Source organism: Cupriavidus cauae, assembly GCF_008632125.1.
Lineage (GTDB): Bacteria > Pseudomonadota > Gammaproteobacteria > Burkholderiales > Burkholderiaceae > Cupriavidus > Cupriavidus cauae.
Genome location: NZ_VWRN01000053.1, coordinates 495,975 through 515,420, shown reverse-complemented (window position 1 = coordinate 515,420; position 19,446 = coordinate 495,975). Strand labels below are relative to the sequence as shown.

Genomic DNA, 19,446 nt, shown 5'->3' with positions numbered 1-19,446 from the left:
GCAAGCCCCTTACAGCACTTGCCGCTCTGCAACATCGAAACGCCTTGCCATTCCCTCGCCGTTATTCATAATTATGAATTATTGCGAGGGCCTCCCAAGGGGCTCCGGCCTTCGCGATGTCCATGCATCGCACCGGGAGGCCTCCATGCGCATCGTCCAGCAGGCGCTGTATCTCGAAGTCGCCGATCGCCTGCGCGCCATGATCGACGAGCACACGCTCGTGCCGGGCGCCTGGATCGACGAGGCGGCCCTGGCGACCACGCTGGGCATCTCTCGCACCCCGCTGCGCGAGGCGCTGAAGGTGCTGGCCGCCGAAGGGCTGGTGCGGCTGGAGCCGCGCCGCGGCTGCTTCGTCAACGAGCTGTCCGAACAGGACCTCGACGAGATCTTTCCGCTGATGGCGCTGCTCGAAGGGCGCTGCGCCTACGAGGCGGCCCGCAATGCCACCGCCGCCGACCTCGACGCGCTCGAGGACCTGCATCGCGATCTGGCCCGCTACGCCCGCGCCGGCCAGATCGACGCCTACTACGAAACGAACTACCAGATCCACGAGGCGATCCAGCGGCTCGCGGGCAATCGCTGGCTGTCCGGGCTGATCGGCGACCTGCGCAAGGTGCTGCGCCTGTCGCGGCACAAGAGCCTGCAGTTGCCGGGCCGCATCGACGAATCCTGTGCCGAGCACCTGTCGGTCTTTGCCGCGCTGAAGGCGCGCGATCCCGAAGGCGCCGAGGCGATGATGAAGACCCACCTGCTGCGCCAGCGCGCCGCGTTGAAGGCGCTGGACGCGGATGCGCAAGCGGCAGCGCCCGAACCCGCGGCCCCGGCGCGACGGCGCCACAGCCGGCTTCGCCTCGCCGCCAAGGCCGCCTCCGACCGCTAGACCGAGCGCTGACCGACCGCTGACCGACCGCTGACACGACCGCTAATCGACCGCTAATCGACCGCTGACACGACCGCTGACCGACCGCTGACCCGACCATCGACGACTCTCACTCACCCTCGTCACGCAGCACCGTAACGTTTCGAGTTCCGCTTCCTTCCTTTGCCCGACAGGTAGTTCGATGACTTCTTTCGAGACCGGAGACAAGACCGTCAGCGCGCCGCTCGGCGCCAGCGAAACCCTGGGGGACGCCCGTCCCGACGCCGCCGGCGGCACGCTGCTGGCGCGCTTCGGCCGCTGGTGGAACCGCAAGGGGACCCCGGCCGAGGCCAACGCGGCCAACGATGGCAAGACCCGCACGGCCGCGCCCGCCACGCTGAGCGCGCGTGTGCAGCGCCGCCAGCGCGAGGAACTGCGCTTGTGCTTCGATGCCCGCCTGACCGACAGCGCCGCCAACGCCGCCGCGCAGGCCTGGCGCAACGAATACGAGGCCGCCGACGAGCCCACCCGCCAGGCCATGCTGACGCTGCTGGCCGAGGTCGCCAACAGCGGTGCGCAGGGCGACGGCGCCGCGGAAGGGGCGACAGGGGGCACGACTACGGGCACGGCCTCGGGCACGGTGGGCGAGGGCGGCAAGCCGGGACGCAACGGCTCGGGACTCTCCCATGCGCTGTCGAGCGCCCGCATCCGCTTCTTCAAGCGGCTGGCCGGGCTGCATGGCCCGAGCGCGACGTCGGCCTGCGGCCTGCATTTCATCATTCACCTGCGCGCGGACATGCTGCGCTGGTACAAGAAGATCCCGGGCCTGCGCGTGCTCGACGAAGACCTGGAGGGCCTGCTGTCGAACTGGTTCGACGTCGGCCTGCTGGAGCTGCAGCCGATCACCTGGGATTCGCCGGCGTCGCTGCTGGAAAAGCTGATCCGCTACGAGGCGGTGCATGAGATCGCCTCCTGGGCCGACCTGCGCAACCGGCTCGATTCGGACCGCCGCTGCTACGCCTTCTTCCATCCGCGGATTCCGCGCGAGCCGTTGATCTTCGTCGAGGTGGCATTCGTGCCGGAAATGGCCGCCAACGTGCAGAGCCTGCTCGACGAGGCGGCGCCGCAGGAAGACCTGCGCCGCGTCAAATGGGCGATCTTCTATTCGATCTCGAATACGCAGCCGGGCCTGCGCGGCGTCAGCTTCGGCAATTTCCTGCTCAAGCGCGTCATCGAGGAATTGCAGCGCGAATTCCCCAAGGTCAAGCAGTTCGCCACGCTGTCGCCGATACCGGGTTTCGCCGACTGGCTGCGCAAGCAGGACGGCGATACCGTCGCCAAGGTGCTGGGCGGCAAGTGCATGCAGCGCTGGAGCGCACGTGCGCCGGCTGCCGGGGAAGCCAGGCCGCCGGCGGTGCCGGCGACCGGCGCCGAATGGCTGGCCGCGCTGAACGCCGGTTCGGACGACGCGCTGGTGCGCGACAGCGGCCTGGCGCTGGCCGCGCACTTCCTCGTGCACGCCCGCAACGGCGCGCTGCCTGCCGATCCGGTGGCGCGTTTCCACCTCGGCAACGGCGCCTGCGTCGAGCGGCTGAACTGGGGCGCGGACCTGTCGAGCAAGGGACGCGCGCAGTCGTGCGGCATGATGGTCAATTACCTGTACGTGCCGGAGGCGCTCGACGACAATCTGGCCAAGCTCGGCGAGGGCAATCCGCGCATCAGCCGGTCGGTCGCCAAGCTGCTGGCGCGCTCCTGAGGGAGCACGGCCGGCAGGGCTCGCATCACCGGATGGCATTACCGGATGGCATTACCGGATGGCATCACCGGATCGCATCACCGCATCACCGCATCACCGCATCACCAAGTTTCGCAGTGCTTTTTCGACGGGAAGTTCCAACGCGGTTCACACCAGCAGTTCACATCGCATTTTCATAAGACAAAGCGAGGAGACACACCATGGAACGTAGTCAGTTCAAGCGGACGGCGCGGATGCTGGCAGTGGCCGGCGGCATCGCCATGATGGCGCTCGGCCCGGCGGCGGCGCAGGAGCCCTGGCCGTCGCGGCCGGTCACCATCGTCGTGCCGTTCCCGGCCGGCGGCGGCACCGACGCCTTTGCGCGCCCGCTGGCGGCGCAATTGTCCAAGCAGCTGGGCAAGCAGTTCGTCATCGACAACCGCGGCGGCGCGGGCGGCACGGTCGGCGCCAGCCTCGCCTCGAAGGCCGCGCCCGATGGCTACACGATCTTCATCGGCGGCGCGCATCACGTGATCGCGCCCTCGTTCTACAAGAAGCTCGACTACGACATCGAGAAGGACTTCGTGCCGATCACCGTGATCGCGCAGCCGCCGCAGGTGGTGGTGGTCAACCCGACCAAGGTCCAGGCCAGGACGCTGCAGGAGCTGATCGCCTACGCGCGCCAGAATCCCGGCAAGCTGAACTACGGTTCGGCCGGCAACGGGTCGTCGCACCATCTGGCGGGCGAGCTGTTCAAGATCCAGACCAAGACCTTCATCACGCATATCCCGTACAAGGGCGCGGGCCCGGCGCTGTCCGACCTGATCGCCGGCCAGGTCGACATGGTGTTCGATGGCCTCGGTTCGTCGGCCCAGCATATCCGCGGCGGCCGCATCCGGGCGCTGGCGGTGGCCGCGCCCAAGCGCTCGCCGGCCTTCCCCGACGTGCCGACCGCGGCCGAAGCCGGCGTGCCGAACTACGAGGTGTCGACCTGGTATGCGCTGTGGGTACCGAAGAACACGCCCAAGGAGATCAGCGACAAGCTCTACGCCGAGGTCAACAAGGCCCTCAATACGCCGGAGCTCAAGCAGATCTGGCTGAACAACGGCTCGGAGACGCCGTCGTACACGCCGGACCAGTTCGCCCAGTTCCAGCGCGCCGAGATCAAGCGCTGGGCCCAGGTGGTGCAGCAGTCCGGCGCCAAGATGGATTGATGGCGATGATGCCGACAATGACGTCGATGGCCGCGTTGAATCCGCGGGGGGTACTGTGAGCGGTGCGGTCAGTTTCGAGCGCGATGGCGACATCGCGCTGGTCACGCTGTCGAATCCGGGCAAGCTCAACGCGATCTCGGAAGCGATGTGGCGCGCGCTGACGGATGGCTTTGCGCGCCTGTCGGCCGACCGCACGCTGCGCTGCGTGGTGCTGCGCGGCGCTGACGGCAACTTCGCCGCCGGCGCCGATATCGCGGAGTTTCCGCGGCTGCGCGGCGATCCCGCTTCGGTGCGCGCCTACCACGTCGACCTGCTGGCGCCGGCGCTGGCCGCGATCGCGGGCTGCCTGCATCCGACCGTGGCCTGCATCGAGGGCGTCTGCGTCGGCGGCGGGCTGGAGATCGCCTGCCATTGCGATCTGCGCATCGCGGCAACGGACAGCCGCTTCGGTGTGCCGATCAACAAGTTGGGTTTCCCGATGGCGCCCGGCGAGTTGCGGGGCCTGCTGGCACTGGCCGGGCGCGCGGCGACGCTGGAAATCCTGCTGGAAGGCCGCGTGTTCGATGCCGCCGAGGCGCAGGCCAAGGGCTTGCTGACGCGCGTGGTGCCGCGCGGCGACGTCGCCGCCGAGGCGATGGCCACCGCCCGCCGCATCGCCGCCGGCGCACCGCTGGCCGCGCGCATCAACAAGGCCACCATCGCGCGCCTGTCGCCGCAGCCCGCGCCGCTGTCGGCGAGCGAGCTCGATGCCCATTTCTCTTACGCGGCGAGCCGCGACCATGCCGAGGGCGTCGCCGCCTTCCTGGCGCGCCGGCCGCCCCGTTTCGACGGACAGGAGGGCGCCTAGCGCCGTCGCTGCCGTTCCCCGTTTTCTTCTTATCCCTCCAAGCTTTTATCCGCTGATCGCATGAACGCCAATCTGTTCGCCCTGTTCGAATCCCGCTTCCCGGCCAAGCGCGAGGCCTGCTGCATCGAGACGCACGACGGCCTGTACTACAGCTGGGACGATCTCGATCGCGCCACCGCCAAGCTGGCCAACCTGCTCGCCTCGCTCGACCTGCCGGAAGGCGCGCGCGTCGCGGTGCAGGTCGAGAAGTCGCCCGAGGCGCTGTTCCTGTACCTGGCCACGCTGCGCGCCGGCTATGTCTATCTGCCGCTGAACACGGCCTATCAGGAAGCGGAGATCGACTACTTCATCGGCAATGCCGAGCCCGCCGTGGTGGTCTGCAGCAGCGCCAATTTCGGCTGGGTGTCGAAGCTGGCGTTCCGCCACGGCACCGGCCATGTGTTTACGCTCGACGACGACCGTGGCGGCACGCTGCTGGCGCGCGCCGCGGCGCAGCCGGACCGCTTCGACACGGTGCAGCGCGAGCCCGACGATCTGGCGGCGATCCTCTATACCTCGGGCACCACCGGCCGCAGCAAGGGCGCGATGCTGACCCATCGCAATCTGTCGTCGAACGCGGAGACGCTGCACAAGGCCTGGGGCTGGCGCAGCGACGACGTGCTGCTGCACATGCTGCCGATCTTCCATGTGCACGGGCTGTTCGTCGCCTCGCATGGCGCGCTGCTGGCGGGCGCCAAGATGATCTGGGCGCCGAAGTTCGACATGGAGCAGGTGCTGCGCTTCCTGCCGCGCTCGACCGTGATGATGGGCGTGCCGACCTACTACGTGCGGATGCTGCAGGACCAGCGCTTCGACGAGGACACCTGCCGCCGCATGCGCCTGTTCGTGTCGGGCTCGGCGCCGCTGCTGCTGGAGACCTTCGAGGCGTTCCGCGAGCGCACCGGCCATACGATCCTCGAGCGCTATGGCATGAGCGAGACGGTGATGCTGGTGTCGAATCCCTATGACGCCAGCGAGGGCGAACGGATCGGCGGCACCGTGGGCCGTCCGCTGCCGGGCGTGTCGGTGCGCGTGGTCGATGGCGAGGGCAAGCCTTGCCCCGCCGGCGAAATCGGCGCGGTCGAGGTCAAGGGTCCCAATGTGTTCAAGGGCTACTGGCGCATGCCGGAGAAGACCCGCGAGGAATTCACGGCGGACGGCTGGTTCAAGACCGGCGACATGGGACGCTTCGGCGGCGCCATCGTCGGCATGTCCGGGGAGCGCAAGGTGCCGGACGACTACCTGACCATCGTCGGCCGCAGCAAGGACCTGATCATCTCCGGCGGCTACAACGTCTATCCGAAGGAGATCGAGAGCTTCCTCGACGAGATGCCGGGGGTGCAGGAGAGCGCGGTGATCGGCGTGCCGCATCCGGATTTCGGCGAGGCCGTGGTGGCCGTGGTGGTCGGCAAGCTCGGGGCGGAGCTGAACGAGCAGGCGATGATCGGCACGCTGAAGCACCGCATCGCCAACTTCAAGGTGCCCAAGCGGATTCACCTGGTCAGCGAATTGCCGCGCAATACGATGGGCAAGGTGCAGAAGAACCTGCTGCGGGAGCGGTTCAGCGGGTGATCGGGTCTGGCGGAGTCTGGCGGAGTCTGGCGCCCCTCTCCCGCGCGTGGGAGAGGAGCGGGGGGAGGGCACGCGCTGGTCGTTGCGCCGCGCGCCGTTTGAAACCACCTCCCTCTCCCCGACCCTCTCCCCTCACAGGGGAGAGGGAGTACGCATCAGGCAGCGCAGGGCCTGCCGCGCCTTACTTCAGCATCTGCACCGAGCCGTTCACCGTCACGGTGACCTGGGCCTTGCCGCCCTCCATCGGCACCGGCGCCGCCTCCGCGGCCATCGCGGCCTTGGCGTACATGCGCGGCATCGGCGTCACCGTGCCGGCCTCGCCGACCTGCACGCTGCGGATCGTGTAGCTGCCGTAGCCGAACAGCTTGGTCGTGGTCTGCGCCTTGTCGCGGAACGCGGCGACCGCCTGCTCGGTCAGCTTGCTCTCGGCCGCGAGTCGCGCCTCGCGCGACAGCGAGAAGCTGATGTTCTGCACCTGCATCTGGCTGGCCAGCTCGCCGGCGAGCTTCGAGGCCGCGCTGAAATCGCGTGACTGCAGGATGACCTCGGCGCGTCCGCGCCAGGTGCTGATGCGGCCGTTGCGGTCGGTGCTCGGATAGATCGTGAAGCCGCCCGATTCCGCCTGGATGCCGGATTCGCGCTTGGCGCGCGCGATCACCTGCTGCGCCTTGGCCGACAGCGCCGACGAGATCGCGGCCGGCTCGGCGCCTTCCTGCTCCGCGGCCAGCGTCACGCGCACCACGTCCGTCGGCACTTCCGCCGCGGCCTCGGCCGACAGCGACAGCACGCCCGCGGGCGGCTGCCATCCCTCGGGCGGCGTCGGTCCGCCCTGTGCGGAGGCGGCCAGTGCGGTGGTACCGAGCAGGGTAGCGGCGAGCAATTGCTTCATCGAGTTCTCCATGACAATGTGATGGTGATCAGACGGTCACTGGCAGCGCCGGGTTCCCTTGCGTAGCCGGGCGCTTGTATCGGCGTATTACCGGGCCGACGCGGGCCGACGCGGGGCCGACACGGGCGGACGTGGCCGACACGGGCCAACGCGGACTGGCGCCGCCCGGCGCGGACCTCACGCCCTGACCAGCTTGCTCAGAACGTCTGCCAGGCCTTCCACAGCATGTAGGTGGCCAGGCAGAACAGCATGCCGGCGAAGATGCGCTTGAGCTTGCGCACCTCCATCCGGTGCGCGGTGCGCGCGCCCAGCGGCGCGGTCAGCACGCTGGCGATCGCGATCACGGCCAGCGCGGGCAGATAGACATAGCCGAGCGAACCGGCCGGCAGGCCGGTCATCTGGTAGCCGCTCCAGACATAGCCGATCACGCTGGCCGCGGCGATCGGGAAGCCCAGCGCGGCCGACGTGGCCACCGCGTGGTGGATCGGCACGTTGCACCAGGTCATGAACGGCACCGAGACAAAGCCGCCGCCGGCGCCGACCAGGCTGGACAGGAAGCCGATTGCCGAACCCGCGCCGAACATGCCGGGGAAGCCAGGGAGCTGCCGGGTCGCCGACGGCTTGCGATTGCGCAGCATCTGCGAGGCCGAGAAGCCGACGAACAACGCAAACAGCAGCGACAGCCAGCCGGTCTTCAGCGCGGCGAACACCTTGCCGCCGCCGATCATGCCGCCCAGCAGGATGCCCGGCGCCAGCGCCAATACGATCTTCCAGCGCACCGCGCCCTGCTTGTGGTGGGCGCGCACCGACGACAGCGAGGTGAACAGGATGGTGGACATCGAGGTGGCGATCGCCATGTGGACGATCGCTTCTTCGGGAAAGGCCAGCCAGCTGAAGGTCAGCGTCAGGAACGGCACCATCATCATGCCGCCGCCGACGCCGAGCAGGCCGGCGCAGAAGCCGGTGAACGCGCCGAGCAGCAGCAGCGCGGGAATCAGGGAGAGAGTCATGCGTGGATCGCTTCGTGATGTTTTTCGTTATGGTTATCTCGCGGGCGGTGGATGTACCGCCCACGTGCATCGCACGCGGTTCAGCGGCGTCCCATCAGCCGCGTGGTGATGAATTGCCATTCCAGCGGCGTGACCGGCGTGATCGACAGCCGGTTGCCCCGGCGCAGCACGATCATGTCGGCCAGCTCTTCATGCTCGCGCAATTGCGCCAGCGAGATCAGCTCGCACTTGTCGACGAACTTGACGTCGACCAGCTCCCAGCGGGGATGCTCCGGCTTCGAGGCCGGGTCGTGGTACTTGCTGTGGGGATCGAACTGGGTGGGATCGGGGTAGGGCGTCGAGCAGACCTCCGCCAATCCCGCGATGCCGGGCTGCGGGCACGACGAGTGGTAGAACAGCACGCCGTCGCCGATGCGCATCGCGTCGCGCATGAAATTGCGCGCCTGGTAGTTGCGCACGCCGGTCCAGGGCAGCCGTCCCTGCTCGGCCAGCGTATCGATGCTGGCCTCGTCGGGCTCGGACTTCATCAGCCAGTACTGGCGCGCGCGGGACGCACCCGCGGCCGGCTTGTCGGCGGCCTTCGTTGCGGACCTTGGGGCCGATTTGGCAGCCGATTCAGCAGCCGATTCAGCAGCCGACTTTGCAGCCGACTTTGCAGCCGACTTTGCAGCCGACTTTGCAGCCGACTTTGCAGCCGATTTTGCGGCGGACTCGGTGGCCGCCTTCTTGTCGGAGGGACTCATGCTCGCACGTCGTGGATGGTCGGAACGGCATCGCGAAGACGCGGCAAGGGCCTTGCAGCGGCGGCGCGACGCGGCAAGCATACCGTGAAAGCGCCTTCGTCGCCCGCATTGGCATCGTAGGCATAAACGCGCGCAACAGGGCAGGGGGCTGCGCCGGCAACGGAGCTCTGCGGCTGCGCGGCAGAAATGGGGGAAATGCGGGGAAAAAACGCGCGCAAAAACACCGGCAAAAAAAGAGGCGATGGTCCAAAGACCATCGCCTCTTGCTGTAGGGTCCCCGCCTCGGCCGTTGGGTCGGCATCCTGAACCCAAGTGAGGTTCAGTGTGGCTGCGGAAGCCGTATTTCGGGTACATCACCTATTCAGGGAGCCCAGGTTCGAGACCTACGCTATGAACACTGTGACGCGCTCGCCCACACGGCATCATCCCGCACCATGCAATGCATATCGGTTCAAGGAGTTTATGACCTTCGCGAACCAGGCAGGGAAACTGTCAAACGTCTGACTATCCAATTGGGCCCGGACATCGAAGTCCGGGGGAGGTCAGACGTTTGCCGTTTCAAACTGAGATGGGAGGAAAACGGCGGCCGGGCGCGATAACCCGACCATGTTTCTGCACCTTGGTACCCCCGTGCAGTGGCTCCACTATACACCGGGCTTTCTCGCATACCAAGCGCGTCTTGGCTTGTCGTTACATTTTGCGTGGCAGCCGCGGCACGGTCTTCACATGCCCTTCATATCCGGTCCATTTGCCCTATATCGCTATGGTGAAGGGCCTTGCACAAGGGCCCATATGCGGGCCCCTGCGTGCAATTCAAGGGGTCAGGATTGCGCCGGCGAAACGGTATGGGCAGGGCCGGTATGGGTATGGCCCACACTGCCGCCGCCCATGCTGGTGCCGACATGCGCGTACTGGCGCAGCGCCTCGTCGGCGCGCTCGTTCAGCTCGCGGATGCGGGCGCGCACGGCGTCCACCGGAATCGCGCCGTCCTCCTGCTGCTTGCGCTTGAGCGCGAGCAGATCCGAGGCGATGCTGATCGCGGCCATCACCGCGACCCGTTCGACGCCCTTGGTCGAGGCGCCGGACTTGATGCGCGTCATCTGGTCGTCGACCAGGGCCACCGCTTCGAGCAGCGCGGCCTCGTTCTCGGGGGCGATCGCGAAGCGGTAGGGCTGCCCCGCGATATGGACTTCGACTTGCTTGTTGCCGCTCATGCGTGTTCTCCGGAAGGCTGGGCGCCGCGCGGCTCGCCCTGGATGCGCTCGGCGGGAAGCTCCCCTTCCTCGAGCAGATCCAGCTGGCGCGCATCGGTGGCCGTGGGCAGCTTGTCCAGGATCGACTGGATGCGCAATTGCGCTTCCTCGATCTTGATGTTCAGCAGTTCGCGATCGGCGGCCATCGCCTCGCGATCGCTGCGCAGCTGCGCGGCCTCCGCCTGCAGGCGTTCGATCTCCTCGCGCAGCCGCTGGTTTTCTGCCGCCAGCGTGTCCGCGTGGTGCAGCACGCGGCCGATCTTGGCGGCCAGTTGTTCGAGTTCGGTCAGCATGGGCCTGTCGTGTTCTCAGGGTGTCAGGTAACGGGATTCTAGCCGATGCATGGTCCGCGTCATCACTGCGGGAAGCGATTGTGACCGTGCATTCCCCTCGAAGTTGCATCGATCGTCGGCCAATGGCCTCAATGAGCGCACCCCAGGGGCACGCTGCAGCGCAATGGGCCGAGGGCGCCGCCAATTTGACGGGGGCCGCCAAACTGCCTACACTCACGCGCGTTTTCAGGTGCTCGCGATCCGGTCTCCATCGGATTGCAGTTAAACGGGAAACAGGGAGTCCGCCACGCCGCCGCGCGATGCCGGGCCAACCTGTGCTGCCCCCGCAACGGTAAGCGATTGCGATCGCCGCCGCGCCCCGAGCCGATCGGCACGATCGGCTCCACGCCCGCCGGCTTCGCCTCACCGCCCCACATGCCACTGGACCGATGGTCCGGGAAGGCGGGCGGTGCCGATCGCCAGCCCGGATACCGGCCTGGATGCGGGCATGCCGGTCGCCATCGCGCTCGCGCAGCCTCACCGCCAGACGGTCCGCGGGGGAACGGGCCAGGCTATCACTTCCGCTCGAGCACCATGCTTTCATCGTCTTCGAGGTCGCGTCGCCTGGCACTGCCAGTCCCGCGCCCCGCTGCGCGCGTCCGCGCCCATGCCATCGTCCGCCGTCTTGTCGGGGATATTGCCCGCAGTCCTGCCGCCGATATTGCCCGCAATCTTGCCGGCGATATTGCGCGCGCCGCCCCCGGCTCGCCCGCGCAGGCCGCGCTGTTGTCCGCCGCCACGCTGTGCGCATGGCCCGCGCTGGCGCAGCAGCCCGCGCCGTCGGCGGACACCACGCTGGCGCCGGTCGTCGTCAGTGCCACGCGCACCGCGCAGCCGCTGGACGAGGCGCTGCCCCATACCACCGTGATCACGCAGCAGGAGATCGCCAACAGCCAGGCGCCCGACCTGCGTTCGCTGCTGCGCACGCAGGCCGGCCTGGAACTGGCCGCCACCGGCGGCATGGGCGCCAACACGACGCTGTTCATGCGGGGCGCCAATTCGAACCAGACGCTGATCCTGATCGACGGCGTGCGCATCGCCTCGGCCAGCAGCGGCACCGCGCAACTGGCCAACATCCTGCCCGACGAGATCGACCGGGTCGAGGTGGTGCGCGGCAACGTCTCGGCGCTGTACGGCTCCGACGCGATCGGCGGCGTGGTGCAGATCTTCACCAAGAGCGGCGCCGGCAAGCCGCCCGCGGCCAACGCCCAGGTCGAATACGGCAGCGACAATACGCGCCGCGCGACGGTGGGGTACGGCGGCCAGGTCGGCGACACCTCGTTCAACCTGACCGGCTCGATCTTCAAGACCGACGGCTTCTCCGCGGTGAACACGCGCCTGCAGCCGCGCGCCAATCCGAACGACAACCCGTACGAGAACAAGAGCGTATCGGGCCAGATCAAGCATCGCTTCAGCGCGGACTGGGAGGCGGGCGTCGCGGCCTACTACAGCAAGAGCAAGCTGTCGTACGACAGCACCTTCGGGCGGCCCACCGACGACTGGCGCAGCGACAGCGAGCTCTATACGCTGTCGGCCTTCGTCAACGGGAAGCTGGCTCCGGACTGGACCACGCGCTTCAAGGTCGCGCAAAGCGAGGACGACAGCGACAACACGCTCAACGGCGTGTTCGACAGCCGCTTCAAGACCCGCACGCGCCAGTTCACCTGGCAGAACGAATACGCGCTGGCCAAGGGCCATCAGCTGATGTTCGGCACCGAATATCTGCAGCAGCAGTTCGACTCGAACTCGTACGCCGCGCCGAGCCGCAACGTGGTGTCGGTGTTCGGAGGCTACGACGGCCGCATCGGCAAGCACCAGCTGCAGCTGAACCTGCGCAACGACCACTATTCGGACTTCGGCGACAAGGGCAGCTATTTCGCCGGCTACGGCTACTACGTGACCGAGCAGTTCAAGCTGCTTGCGAACGCCAGCAACGCGTTCCGCGCGCCGACCTTCAACGAGCTGTACTACCCGAACTATGGCCAGCCGAACCTGCAGCCGGAGCGGGCGCGCTCGGTCGAGATCGGCGCGCAGTACGACAGCAAGGGCGCCGGCCTGCTGCGCGTGACGGCCTTCCGCACGCAATACGACAACCTGATCACGTCCGCGCTGCAGCCCAATGGCCTGTTCCTGGCGCAGAACGTCAGCAGCGCCAAGGTCGAGGGCGTCGAGGCGTCATGGCGCGCGCGCCTGCTCGGCACCGACGTGACCGCCAGCGTCACGATGCAGAATCCGGTCGATGAGCAGACCGGCACGCAGCTGATGCGCCGCGCGCGCCGGCATGCGGCGCTGGACCTGGGCCGCGATATCGGCAACTGGCGCTTCGGCGGACAGTGGATCGTGTCGTCGTCGCGCCGGGACAGCGGCTCGCGCACGCTGGGCGGATACGGTATCGTCAACCTCAACGCGCGCTACAACATCGACAAGCAATGGTTCATCGCCGCCCGCGTCGAGAATCTGTTCGACAAGGACTACCAGCTGGCCTATCCCTACAACACGCAGGGCCGGGCAGGCTTCATCACGCTCGGCTGGCGCCAGCGCTAAGCGGCATCGCCGGAACCAGGGACCATGATGCGGACCGCGGCGTCGGCGGGCACGACGGCAGGCAGTTCGATGCGCGGCGCCGCTGAGATGCGGCGCGCGCTGGCCGTGTGCGCGCTGCTGGCCGGTGCCGCCGTGGCGGTGTTCCTGCTGTCGCTGGCGGTCGGCAGCGTCGGCCTGTCGCCGAGCGAGGTCTGGCACGCGCTGTTCGGGCTGACCGATGCATCGGGCGATTCCGACGGGGCCAGCCAGACCGCCGTGGCCATCGTGCGCGAGCTGCGGCTGCCGCGCGCCGCGGCCGCGTTCGCCTGCGGCGGACTGCTGGCGCTGTCCGGCGCGCTGATGCAGGTGCTGCTGCGCAATCCGCTGGCCGAGCCCTATGTGCTCGGCGTGTCGGGCGGCGCGGCCACCGGTGCGTTGCTGGCGATGCTGGCGCTGGCGCCGCTGTGGACCGTGCAGGCCGGCGCCGCCGGCGGCGCGCTGGTGTCGATGGTGCTGGTCGCCACGCTGGCGCGGCGCGATCTGCTGCATCCCCAGGTCCAGGGCGGCCATCATGAGGCGGGCTCGCGGCTGCTGCTGACCGGCGTGATCCTGGCCGCGGGCTGGGGGGCGGTCATCACGCTGATCCTGAGCATCGCGCCCGAGGGCCGGCTGCGCGGCATGCTGTTCTGGCTGACCGGCGATCTGGGCGGCACCGCCAGCTACGGGCTCGCGCTCGGCACGCTGGTGCTGGCGCTGCTGCTGACGCTGCCGATGGCGCGCGCGCTGAACGTGATGCTGCTCGGCGAGACCGTGGCCCAGTCGCTGGGCGTGCGCGTCGGCCGGGTACGCCTGTCGGCCTACCTGGTGGCCTCGCTGTCGATTGCGGCGGCCATCACCACGGCCGGCTCGATCGGCTTCGTCGGGCTGGTGGTGCCGCATCTGGTGCGGCTCGCCTGGGGCAACGACCAGCGCCTGCTGTTGCCCGCCGCGGCGCTGCTGGGCGGCACGCTGCTGATGGCGGCGGACCTGATCGCGCGGACCGTGATCGCGCCGGCGCAATTGCCGGTCGGCGTCATCACGGCGCTGCTCGGCGTGCCGACCTTCCTGTTCCTGCTGCTGCGCCGGCCCCGATGAAGGATCCGCAATGACGACCGCCGCCGACTGGACCGTCCCCACCGTGCCTTGCCCGCGGCTGTCCCTGCACGGTCTGGGCTTGCGCGCGGGCGGCAAGACGCTGTTCGACGCGCTCGACTTCACCATGCGGCCGGGCGAGCTGTGGTGCGTGCTCGGCCCCAACGGCGTCGGCAAATCGACGCTGATGGCGGTGCTCGCCGGGCTGCGCCCTGCCGAGCGCGGCGAAGTCCGTCTCGACGGCGAGCCGCTGGCCACGCTGGCGCGCCAGCGGCCCGAGGTCCTGGCCAGGCAGCGCGCCTACCTGCCGCAGGCCATTCACGACACCTTCTCGATGACCGTGCACGACGCGGTCGCCGTCGGCCGCCACCCGCATCTGTCGGGATGGGGCTGGAGCGGCCGCGACGACGACGCGGTGGTGGCCGCGCTGCTCGAAGCGCTCGACCTGTCCGGGCTGGCCGGCCGCGACGTGCTGACGCTGTCCGGCGGCGAGCGCCAACGGGTGTCGCTGGCCGCGGTGCTGGCGCAGCAGGCGCCGCTGCTGCTGCTCGACGAACCGCTGGCGCATCTGGACCTACGCCATCAGATCCTGGTGCTGGACACGCTCGCGCGCCTGACGCGCGCCGGCCGCCATGCCGCGATGCTGATCCTGCATGACCTGAACCTGGCGCGCCGCTATGCCACGCACGCGCTGCTGATGGCCGAGGACGGCAGCTGCCTGCACGGCCCGGCCGACGAGATTCTGACGCCCGCCCACTGCTCGCGCGCGCTGCGCACGCCGATCGTCGCCGTCGCGCAGGGCGCGCATACGGCGTTGATCGCCAATGGTCCGGCCTGAGGCACGGCCGCGCCGCTTACCGCTTACCGCCATGACAACCGACCACGACGACAACGAGAACCACGGCAATAACGACAACAACGGCAGCAGCGGCAGCAACGCGATCGATGGCCGCAACGACATCGACGGCCGCGACGAACGCCACAAGGCCCGCATGGTCCGCAAGAAGGCGGTGGTCGACGCGAAGATCGCCGCCGCGCAGGACGAGCGCGGCGTGATCGTGATCACCACCGGCAACGGCAAGGGCAAGTCGAGCTCGGGCTTCGGCATGGTGATCCGCGCGCTCGGCCACGGCATGCAGGCCGGCGTGGTGCAGTTCATCAAGGGCGCGTTTCCCAGCGGCGAGGAGATGTTCCTGCGGCGTTTTCCCGAGCAATGCCGCTTCCACGTGATGGGCGAGGGCTATACCTGGGAGACCCAGGACCGCGCGCGCGATGTGGCCAAGGCCGAGGCCGCGTGGGAGGTCGCGCGCGGGCTGCTGCGCGACCCGTCGATCGGGCTGGTGCTGCTCGACGAACTGAATATCGCGCTGAAGCTGCACTATCTGGACGTCGATACCGTGATCGCCGATTTGCGCGCGCGTCCGCCCATGCAGCATGTGGTGATCACCGGCCGCGGCGCGCCGCCCGCGCTGATCGAGGCGGCCGATACCGTCACCGAGATGACGCCGGTCAAGCATGCGTTCCAGCAGGGCATCAAGGCCCAGCGCGGCATCGAGATGTAAGCCATGACGTCCGTATCCAACACCGTGCCGAACACCGCATCGAACACCGCATCGAACACCGCCTTGAACACCGATTCGCACTTCGCGTTCCCTACGATCGCACCGCTGGACGAGGCGCTGCGTCCGACGCTGCAGGCGGCCATCGACGACAAGACCAAGCCGCTCGGCGCGCTCGGCCGGCTGGAATCGCTGGCCCTGCAGATCGGGCTGATCCAGCGCAGCGCACGTCCCGAACTGCGGCGCCCGGCGATGATCGTGTTTGCCGCCGACCATGGCATCGCCGATGCCGGCGTCAGCGCCTATCCGGCCGACGTCACCGTGCAGATGGTCCGCAATTTTGCCGCCGGCGGCGCGGCGATCAATGTGTTCGCGCGCCAGCACGGCATGGCGCTCGAGGTGGTCGATGCCGGCGTGCGCGTGCCGCCGGGCGTGGCACAGGGTCTGGTGGACTGCCGCATCGATGCGGGCACGCGCAACTTCGTCGACGAACCGGCGATGCGGCGCGAGCAGGCCGAGGCCGCGCTGGCGGCGGGCGTCGCGCGCGTGATGCACCATGCCGCGCAGGGCACCAATGTGATCGGCTTTGGCGAGATGGGCATCGGCAATACCTCGGCCGCCGCCTGTCTGGTCAGCCGGCTGACCGGCCTGCCGATCGCCGCCTGCGTCGGGCGCGGCACCGGCCTGGACGATGCCGGGCTCGCGCGCAAGCTGGCGCTGCTCGAGCGCGCGCTGGCGCGGCATGCCGATGCGGTGGAACCACTCGATGCCCTGGCCGCCCTGGGCGGCTTCGAGATCGCGATGATGGCGGGCGCCTTCCTCGCCGCGGCGTCGCAGCGCATGGTGATCCTCGTCGACGGCTTCATCGCGTCGGCGGCGCTGCTGGTTGCCAGCCGCCTCGATCCCAAGGTGTTGCCGTACTGCGTGTTCTCGCACTGCTCGCACGAGCAGGGCCATCGCGCGCTGCTCGAGCACTTCGGCGCGCGGCCGCTGCTGGCGCTGGACCTGCGGCTGGGCGAGGGTAGCGGCGCCGCGCTGGCGTATCCGCTGGTGGTATCGGCGGTGGCCTTCCTGCGCGAGATGGCGACCTTCGGCGCGGCGGGTGTCAGCACGGCCAGCGCGACCGCGGACGCGAACGACGGCGCCGACGCGTCCGCGCGATAGACTCGCGCCATCCTCTCCGCCTTCCGCCCATGACGACGATGCCGACCGAGCCCACGCCCGCGCCGCCGCGGCGGCCGGCCCATCCCCTGTTGCACCGCGCCTGCGACGAGCTGCGCTACCTGCTGACCGCGGTCGGCTATTTCACCCGCGTGCCGGTGCCGGCCTGGGTCGGCTTCGCCCCGCACTATCTGCATGCCGCCGCCCGCTATTTCCCGCTGGTCGGCCTGATGGTCGGCGCCATTGGCGCGCTGGCGACGCTGGCCGCGTGGCTGCTGTGGCCGCCCGCGGTCGCGGTGCTGATCGGCATCGGCGCCACGCTGCTGCTGACCGGGGCCTTCCACGAGGACGGCCTGGCCGACTGCGTCGATGCCTTCGGCGGCGGCTACCGGCGCGAGGACGTGCTGCGCATCATGCACGACTCGCGCATCGGTACCTTCGGTGCGCTGGCGCTGGTGCTGGCCCTGCTGCTGAAATGGCAACTGCTGCTGGCGCTCGGCCAGCGCGGCGGGCTGCGCGAATTGCTGCTGGTGCTGGTGGCCGCGCATGCCGCCAGCCGTGCGATGGCGGTCAGCTATCTGGCGACGCTCGACTACGTGCGTCCCGAGGGCAAGGCCAAGCCGGTCGCGCAGCGGCTGTCGCCGCGCGGCCTGGCGCTGGTGCTCGCCTGCGGCGCGCTGCCGCTGCTGGCCGTCGCGCCCGGCTTCGGTGTCGCGGCTATCGCCGCGCTGGCGCTGCTGCGGCTGGTTCTTGGGCGCTATTTCGTGCGCCGCATCGGCGGCTATACCGGCGACTGTCTCGGCATGGCGCAGCAGCTCGGCGAACTGCTGATCTATCTGCTGGCGGCGGCATGGATCTGGTCCTGATCCGGCACGCGCATCCCGCGGTTGACGATGGGGTCTGCTATGGGCGGCTGGATCTGCCGCTGGTCGAGCCGATGTCGCCGCCGGCCGATGCGATCCTGAATGCCGCATCGGCGGCGGCTCGCGCCAACGGTGTGCCGCCACCGGCGCGGATCGTCTGCAGCCCCGCGCAGCGCGCTCGCGCTACCGCGCAGCGCATCGCACAGGCGTTCATGACGCAAGCCGGTGGAACGGCGCTGACGATCGACAGCGATGCCCGGCTGCACGAACTCGACTTCGGCGCCTGGGAAGGGCAGCGCTGGGATGCGGTGCCGCGGGAGAGGCTCGATCAGTGGGCGGCAGACCTGATGGATGCCTGCCCGCATGGCGGCGAATCGGCGCGCAGGGCATACGCCCGCGTGGCCGGGTGGGCCGATTCGCTGCAAGCGTCTCCTTCCGTGCTCGCGTCCGCGTCCGCGTCCGTGTCAGAGCCCGAGCCTGAATCATGCCTGTGGGTGGTCGGCCACGCCGGCCCGATGCGGATGCTCGCGGCGCATTGGCTGGGCCTGCCGCTGTCCGACACGCTCGACTGGCAGCTCGGCTGGGGCGCCAGCTGCGGCTTCCGGCTCGATCCGGGCGCGGTGCGGCCGGCGCGCCTGTTGTGGTGGAACCGTACGGTCGGCTGAGGGACGATGCACAGCCCTACGCACAAAGCCGACGCACAAAGCCGACACAAAGGTCGACGCATAACCGTGCATAGCCGTCGCAAGCCGACCCACAGGTAGACCGCAGAGACCGACGCAGCGGGGGACGCAGAGCGGGCCGGGCGGCGGCCGCCCCGGCGCCGCGCTACTGCGCAGGCCGCCGGCTTCGCGCGATCTCCAGCTGGCGGCACAGGATCTCCGCCGCATCGATGGCGCGCGGTCCGGCCCGATTGATGAGATCGCCGTCGATCGTGAACAAGTTGCCGCGCGCCACCGCCGTCAGCTGCTGCCAGCGCTGCCATTGCGCGAAATCCGCCAGCGGCCGGTCCGACTGCGTCGCGCCCATGCTGGCCGTGATCATCGCCTCGGGATTGCGCGCGAGTACCGCTTCCACCGAAATCGTCGGCACCAGCGGCGTCTCGTCGGCGAACACATTGCGGCCGCCGCACAGCGCCAGCATGTCGCTGACCATATGCTGGCCGTTCAGCGTCATCAGCGGTTGCTGCCAGACCTGATAGAACACCGACACCGGCGGACGCGCAGCGTGGGCCTTGCCCAGCGCGGCAATGCGCGCGCGCAGCCGTTCGGCCGCGGCGTGCGCGGTCGGGCCGGTGCCGAGCAGCACGCCCAGCTTCTCGATGTTGTCGGGCACCGCCATCAAGCGCCGCGGCTCGCTGTGGAACAGCGGCAGGCCCAGCGCGCGCAGCCGTTCGGTCTGCTTCTGCGCGTTGCCATGCCGCCAGACCACGATCAGGTCGGGCTTCAGTGCCGCGATGCGTTCGAGATCGAGCGCCTTGTTGTCGCCGACCCGCACGATTGCGCGCGCCTCGGGCGGGTAGTCGCTGTAGTTCACGGTGCCGACGATGCGGTCGCCGCCCCCCGCAGCGAACAGCATCTCCGTGACATGCGGGGCCAGCGACACGATGCGGCGCGCCGGCTGCACCAGCGTGATGGTCTGGCCGGCATCGTCGACGACGGAGACCGCGGCGCGCGCATCGATGGGCACGGCGGCCGCTAACGCCGTGGCAAGGCA

Annotated in this window: 19 protein-coding genes and 1 riboswitch; of the genes, 13 read left to right on the top strand and 6 right to left on the bottom strand. The window is 69.0% G+C overall.

The features are described 5' to 3' along the window. Positions 1–145 precede the first annotated feature (145 nt). From F1599_RS21350 to F1599_RS21330, 5 genes are all read left to right on the top strand, one after another. Entirely contained in the window at positions 146–880 is a 735-nt protein-coding gene (locus tag F1599_RS21350) for a GntR family transcriptional regulator (protein ID WP_223819800.1), read from the top strand. Positions 881–1,061: 181 nt separating this feature from the next. After that, positions 1,062–2,615, top strand: a complete 1,554-nt coding sequence (locus tag F1599_RS21345; protein WP_149317695.1) for a malonyl-CoA decarboxylase domain-containing protein — start codon at positions 1,062–1,064, stop codon at positions 2,613–2,615. A gap of 200 nt (positions 2,616–2,815) precedes the next feature. Beyond that, positions 2,816–3,808: a Bug family tripartite tricarboxylate transporter substrate binding protein gene (locus tag F1599_RS21340; RefSeq protein ID WP_149317696.1), complete on the top strand. Its 993-nt coding sequence runs from the start codon at positions 2,816–2,818 to the stop codon at positions 3,806–3,808. A 55-nt stretch (positions 3,809–3,863) separates the two neighbouring features. Next, a complete protein-coding gene (locus F1599_RS21335) occupies positions 3,864–4,655 on the top strand; it encodes an enoyl-CoA hydratase/isomerase family protein (protein ID WP_149317697.1) in 792 nt (263 codons plus the stop codon). Positions 4,656–4,715: 60 nt separating this feature from the next. Beyond that, entirely contained in the window at positions 4,716–6,266 is a 1,551-nt protein-coding gene (locus F1599_RS21330) for a malonate--CoA ligase (RefSeq protein WP_150084427.1), read from the top strand. 181 nt (positions 6,267–6,447) lie between these two features. Here F1599_RS21330 and F1599_RS21325 read toward each other — a convergent pair whose 3' ends face one another. The 3 genes from F1599_RS21325 to F1599_RS21315 form a co-directional block, all read right to left on the bottom strand. Further along, on the bottom strand, positions 6,448–7,155 hold the full coding sequence (locus F1599_RS21325; protein WP_149317699.1) for an SIMPL domain-containing protein: 708 nt from the start codon (positions 7,153–7,155) through the stop codon (positions 6,448–6,450). A 197-nt stretch (positions 7,156–7,352) separates the two neighbouring features. Then, on the bottom strand, positions 7,353–8,165 hold the full coding sequence (locus F1599_RS21320; RefSeq protein WP_149317700.1) for a sulfite exporter TauE/SafE family protein: 813 nt from the start codon (positions 8,163–8,165) through the stop codon (positions 7,353–7,355). A gap of 80 nt (positions 8,166–8,245) precedes the next feature. After that, positions 8,246–8,692 (bottom strand): EVE domain-containing protein, encoded by a 447-nt coding sequence (locus F1599_RS21315; protein ID WP_150084425.1) that lies wholly within the window; start codon positions 8,690–8,692, stop codon positions 8,246–8,248. Between F1599_RS21315 and F1599_RS26685 the strand changes: the two genes are divergently transcribed. Continuing rightward, on the top strand, positions 8,664–8,996 hold the full coding sequence (locus tag F1599_RS26685) for a hypothetical protein (protein WP_263364056.1): 333 nt from the start codon (positions 8,664–8,666) through the stop codon (positions 8,994–8,996). The two genes, F1599_RS21315 and F1599_RS26685, sit on opposite strands and share 29 nt — an antisense overlap. 733 nt (positions 8,997–9,729) lie before the next feature. On the opposite strand, the gene F1599_RS21305 is transcribed toward F1599_RS26685, so the two are convergent. Further along, a complete protein-coding gene (locus F1599_RS21305; protein WP_149317703.1) occupies positions 9,730–10,122 on the bottom strand; it encodes a cell division protein ZapA in 393 nt (130 codons plus the stop codon). After that, on the bottom strand, positions 10,119–10,454 hold the full coding sequence (locus tag F1599_RS21300; protein WP_006577387.1) for a hypothetical protein: 336 nt from the start codon (positions 10,452–10,454) through the stop codon (positions 10,119–10,121). The genes F1599_RS21305 and F1599_RS21300 overlap by 4 nt, the downstream gene beginning before the upstream one ends. Before the next feature lie 224 nt (positions 10,455–10,678). Then, positions 10,679–10,947, top strand: a riboswitch (cobalamin riboswitch). Positions 10,948–11,027: 80 nt separating this feature from the next. Here F1599_RS21300 and F1599_RS21295 point away from each other — a divergent pair. From F1599_RS21295 to F1599_RS21265, 7 genes are all read left to right on the top strand, one after another. Continuing rightward, positions 11,028–13,037, top strand: a complete 2,010-nt coding sequence (locus F1599_RS21295; protein WP_150084423.1) for a TonB-dependent receptor plug domain-containing protein — start codon at positions 11,028–11,030, stop codon at positions 13,035–13,037. A gap of 87 nt (positions 13,038–13,124) precedes the next feature. Next, positions 13,125–14,150 (top strand): FecCD family ABC transporter permease, encoded by a 1,026-nt coding sequence (locus tag F1599_RS21290; protein WP_149317986.1) that lies wholly within the window; start codon positions 13,125–13,127, stop codon positions 14,148–14,150. 10 nt (positions 14,151–14,160) lie between these two features. Next, the gene (locus F1599_RS21285) at positions 14,161–14,985 is read left to right on the top strand and encodes an ABC transporter ATP-binding protein (protein WP_150084421.1); all 825 of its coding nucleotides are present in this window, start codon (positions 14,161–14,163) and stop codon (positions 14,983–14,985) included. A 31-nt stretch (positions 14,986–15,016) separates the two neighbouring features. Further along, positions 15,017–15,709 carry a cob(I)yrinic acid a,c-diamide adenosyltransferase gene (cobO, locus tag F1599_RS21280; protein ID WP_223819799.1) on the top strand — a complete coding sequence of 231 codons (693 nt, stop codon included), beginning with the start codon at positions 15,017–15,019 and terminating at the stop codon, positions 15,707–15,709. A gap of 3 nt (positions 15,710–15,712) precedes the next feature. Beyond that, positions 15,713–16,870 (top strand): nicotinate-nucleotide--dimethylbenzimidazole phosphoribosyltransferase, encoded by a 1,158-nt coding sequence (gene cobT / locus F1599_RS21275; protein ID WP_223819798.1) that lies wholly within the window; start codon positions 15,713–15,715, stop codon positions 16,868–16,870. Between the two features lie 38 nt (positions 16,871–16,908). Next, entirely contained in the window at positions 16,909–17,733 is an 825-nt protein-coding gene (locus tag F1599_RS21270) for an adenosylcobinamide-GDP ribazoletransferase (RefSeq protein ID WP_150084536.1), read from the top strand. Continuing rightward, positions 17,718–18,395: a histidine phosphatase family protein gene (locus F1599_RS21265; RefSeq protein WP_150084418.1), complete on the top strand. Its 678-nt coding sequence runs from the start codon at positions 17,718–17,720 to the stop codon at positions 18,393–18,395. Before F1599_RS21270 ends, F1599_RS21265 begins: the two co-directional genes overlap by 16 nt. A gap of 163 nt (positions 18,396–18,558) precedes the next feature. On the opposite strand, the gene F1599_RS21260 is transcribed toward F1599_RS21265, so the two are convergent. Continuing rightward, entirely contained in the window at positions 18,559–19,419 is an 861-nt protein-coding gene (locus tag F1599_RS21260) for a cobalamin-binding protein (protein WP_395896722.1), read from the bottom strand. Positions 19,420–19,446 lie beyond the last annotated feature (27 nt).

Bases quoted from the DNA above. Each gene is read 5' to 3' on its own strand.
- F1599_RS21350 (WP_223819800.1), top strand. From the start codon at position 146: ATGCGCATCGTCCAGCAGGCGCTGTATCTCGAAGTCGCCGATCGCCTG.
- F1599_RS21345 (WP_149317695.1), top strand. From the start codon at position 1,062: ATGACTTCTTTCGAGACCGGAGACAAGACCGTCAGCGCGCCGCTCGGC.
- F1599_RS21340 (WP_149317696.1), top strand. From the start codon at position 2,816: ATGGAACGTAGTCAGTTCAAGCGGACGGCGCGGATGCTGGCAGTGGCC.
- F1599_RS21330 (WP_150084427.1), top strand. From the start codon at position 4,716: ATGAACGCCAATCTGTTCGCCCTGTTCGAATCCCGCTTCCCGGCCAAG.
- F1599_RS21325 (WP_149317699.1), bottom strand. From the start codon at position 7,155: ATGAAGCAATTGCTCGCCGCTACCCTGCTCGGTACCACCGCACTGGCC.
- F1599_RS21320 (WP_149317700.1), bottom strand. From the start codon at position 8,165: ATGACTCTCTCCCTGATTCCCGCGCTGCTGCTGCTCGGCGCGTTCACC.
- F1599_RS26685 (WP_263364056.1), top strand. From the start codon at position 8,664: ATGCTGGCCTCGTCGGGCTCGGACTTCATCAGCCAGTACTGGCGCGCG.
- F1599_RS21315 (WP_150084425.1), bottom strand. From the start codon at position 8,692: ATGAAGTCCGAGCCCGACGAGGCCAGCATCGATACGCTGGCCGAGCAG.
- F1599_RS21305 (WP_149317703.1), bottom strand. From the start codon at position 10,122: ATGAGCGGCAACAAGCAAGTCGAAGTCCATATCGCGGGGCAGCCCTAC.
- F1599_RS21300 (WP_006577387.1), bottom strand. From the start codon at position 10,454: ATGCTGACCGAACTCGAACAACTGGCCGCCAAGATCGGCCGCGTGCTG.
- F1599_RS21295 (WP_150084423.1), top strand. From the start codon at position 11,028: ATGCTTTCATCGTCTTCGAGGTCGCGTCGCCTGGCACTGCCAGTCCCG.
- F1599_RS21290 (WP_149317986.1), top strand. From the start codon at position 13,125: ATGCGGCGCGCGCTGGCCGTGTGCGCGCTGCTGGCCGGTGCCGCCGTG.
- F1599_RS21285 (WP_150084421.1), top strand. From the start codon at position 14,161: ATGACGACCGCCGCCGACTGGACCGTCCCCACCGTGCCTTGCCCGCGG.
- cobO (WP_223819799.1), top strand. From the start codon at position 15,017: ATGACAACCGACCACGACGACAACGAGAACCACGGCAATAACGACAAC.
- cobT (WP_223819798.1), top strand. From the start codon at position 15,713: ATGACGTCCGTATCCAACACCGTGCCGAACACCGCATCGAACACCGCA.
- F1599_RS21270 (WP_150084536.1), top strand. From the start codon at position 16,909: ATGCCGACCGAGCCCACGCCCGCGCCGCCGCGGCGGCCGGCCCATCCC.
- F1599_RS21265 (WP_150084418.1), top strand. From the start codon at position 17,718: ATGGATCTGGTCCTGATCCGGCACGCGCATCCCGCGGTTGACGATGGG.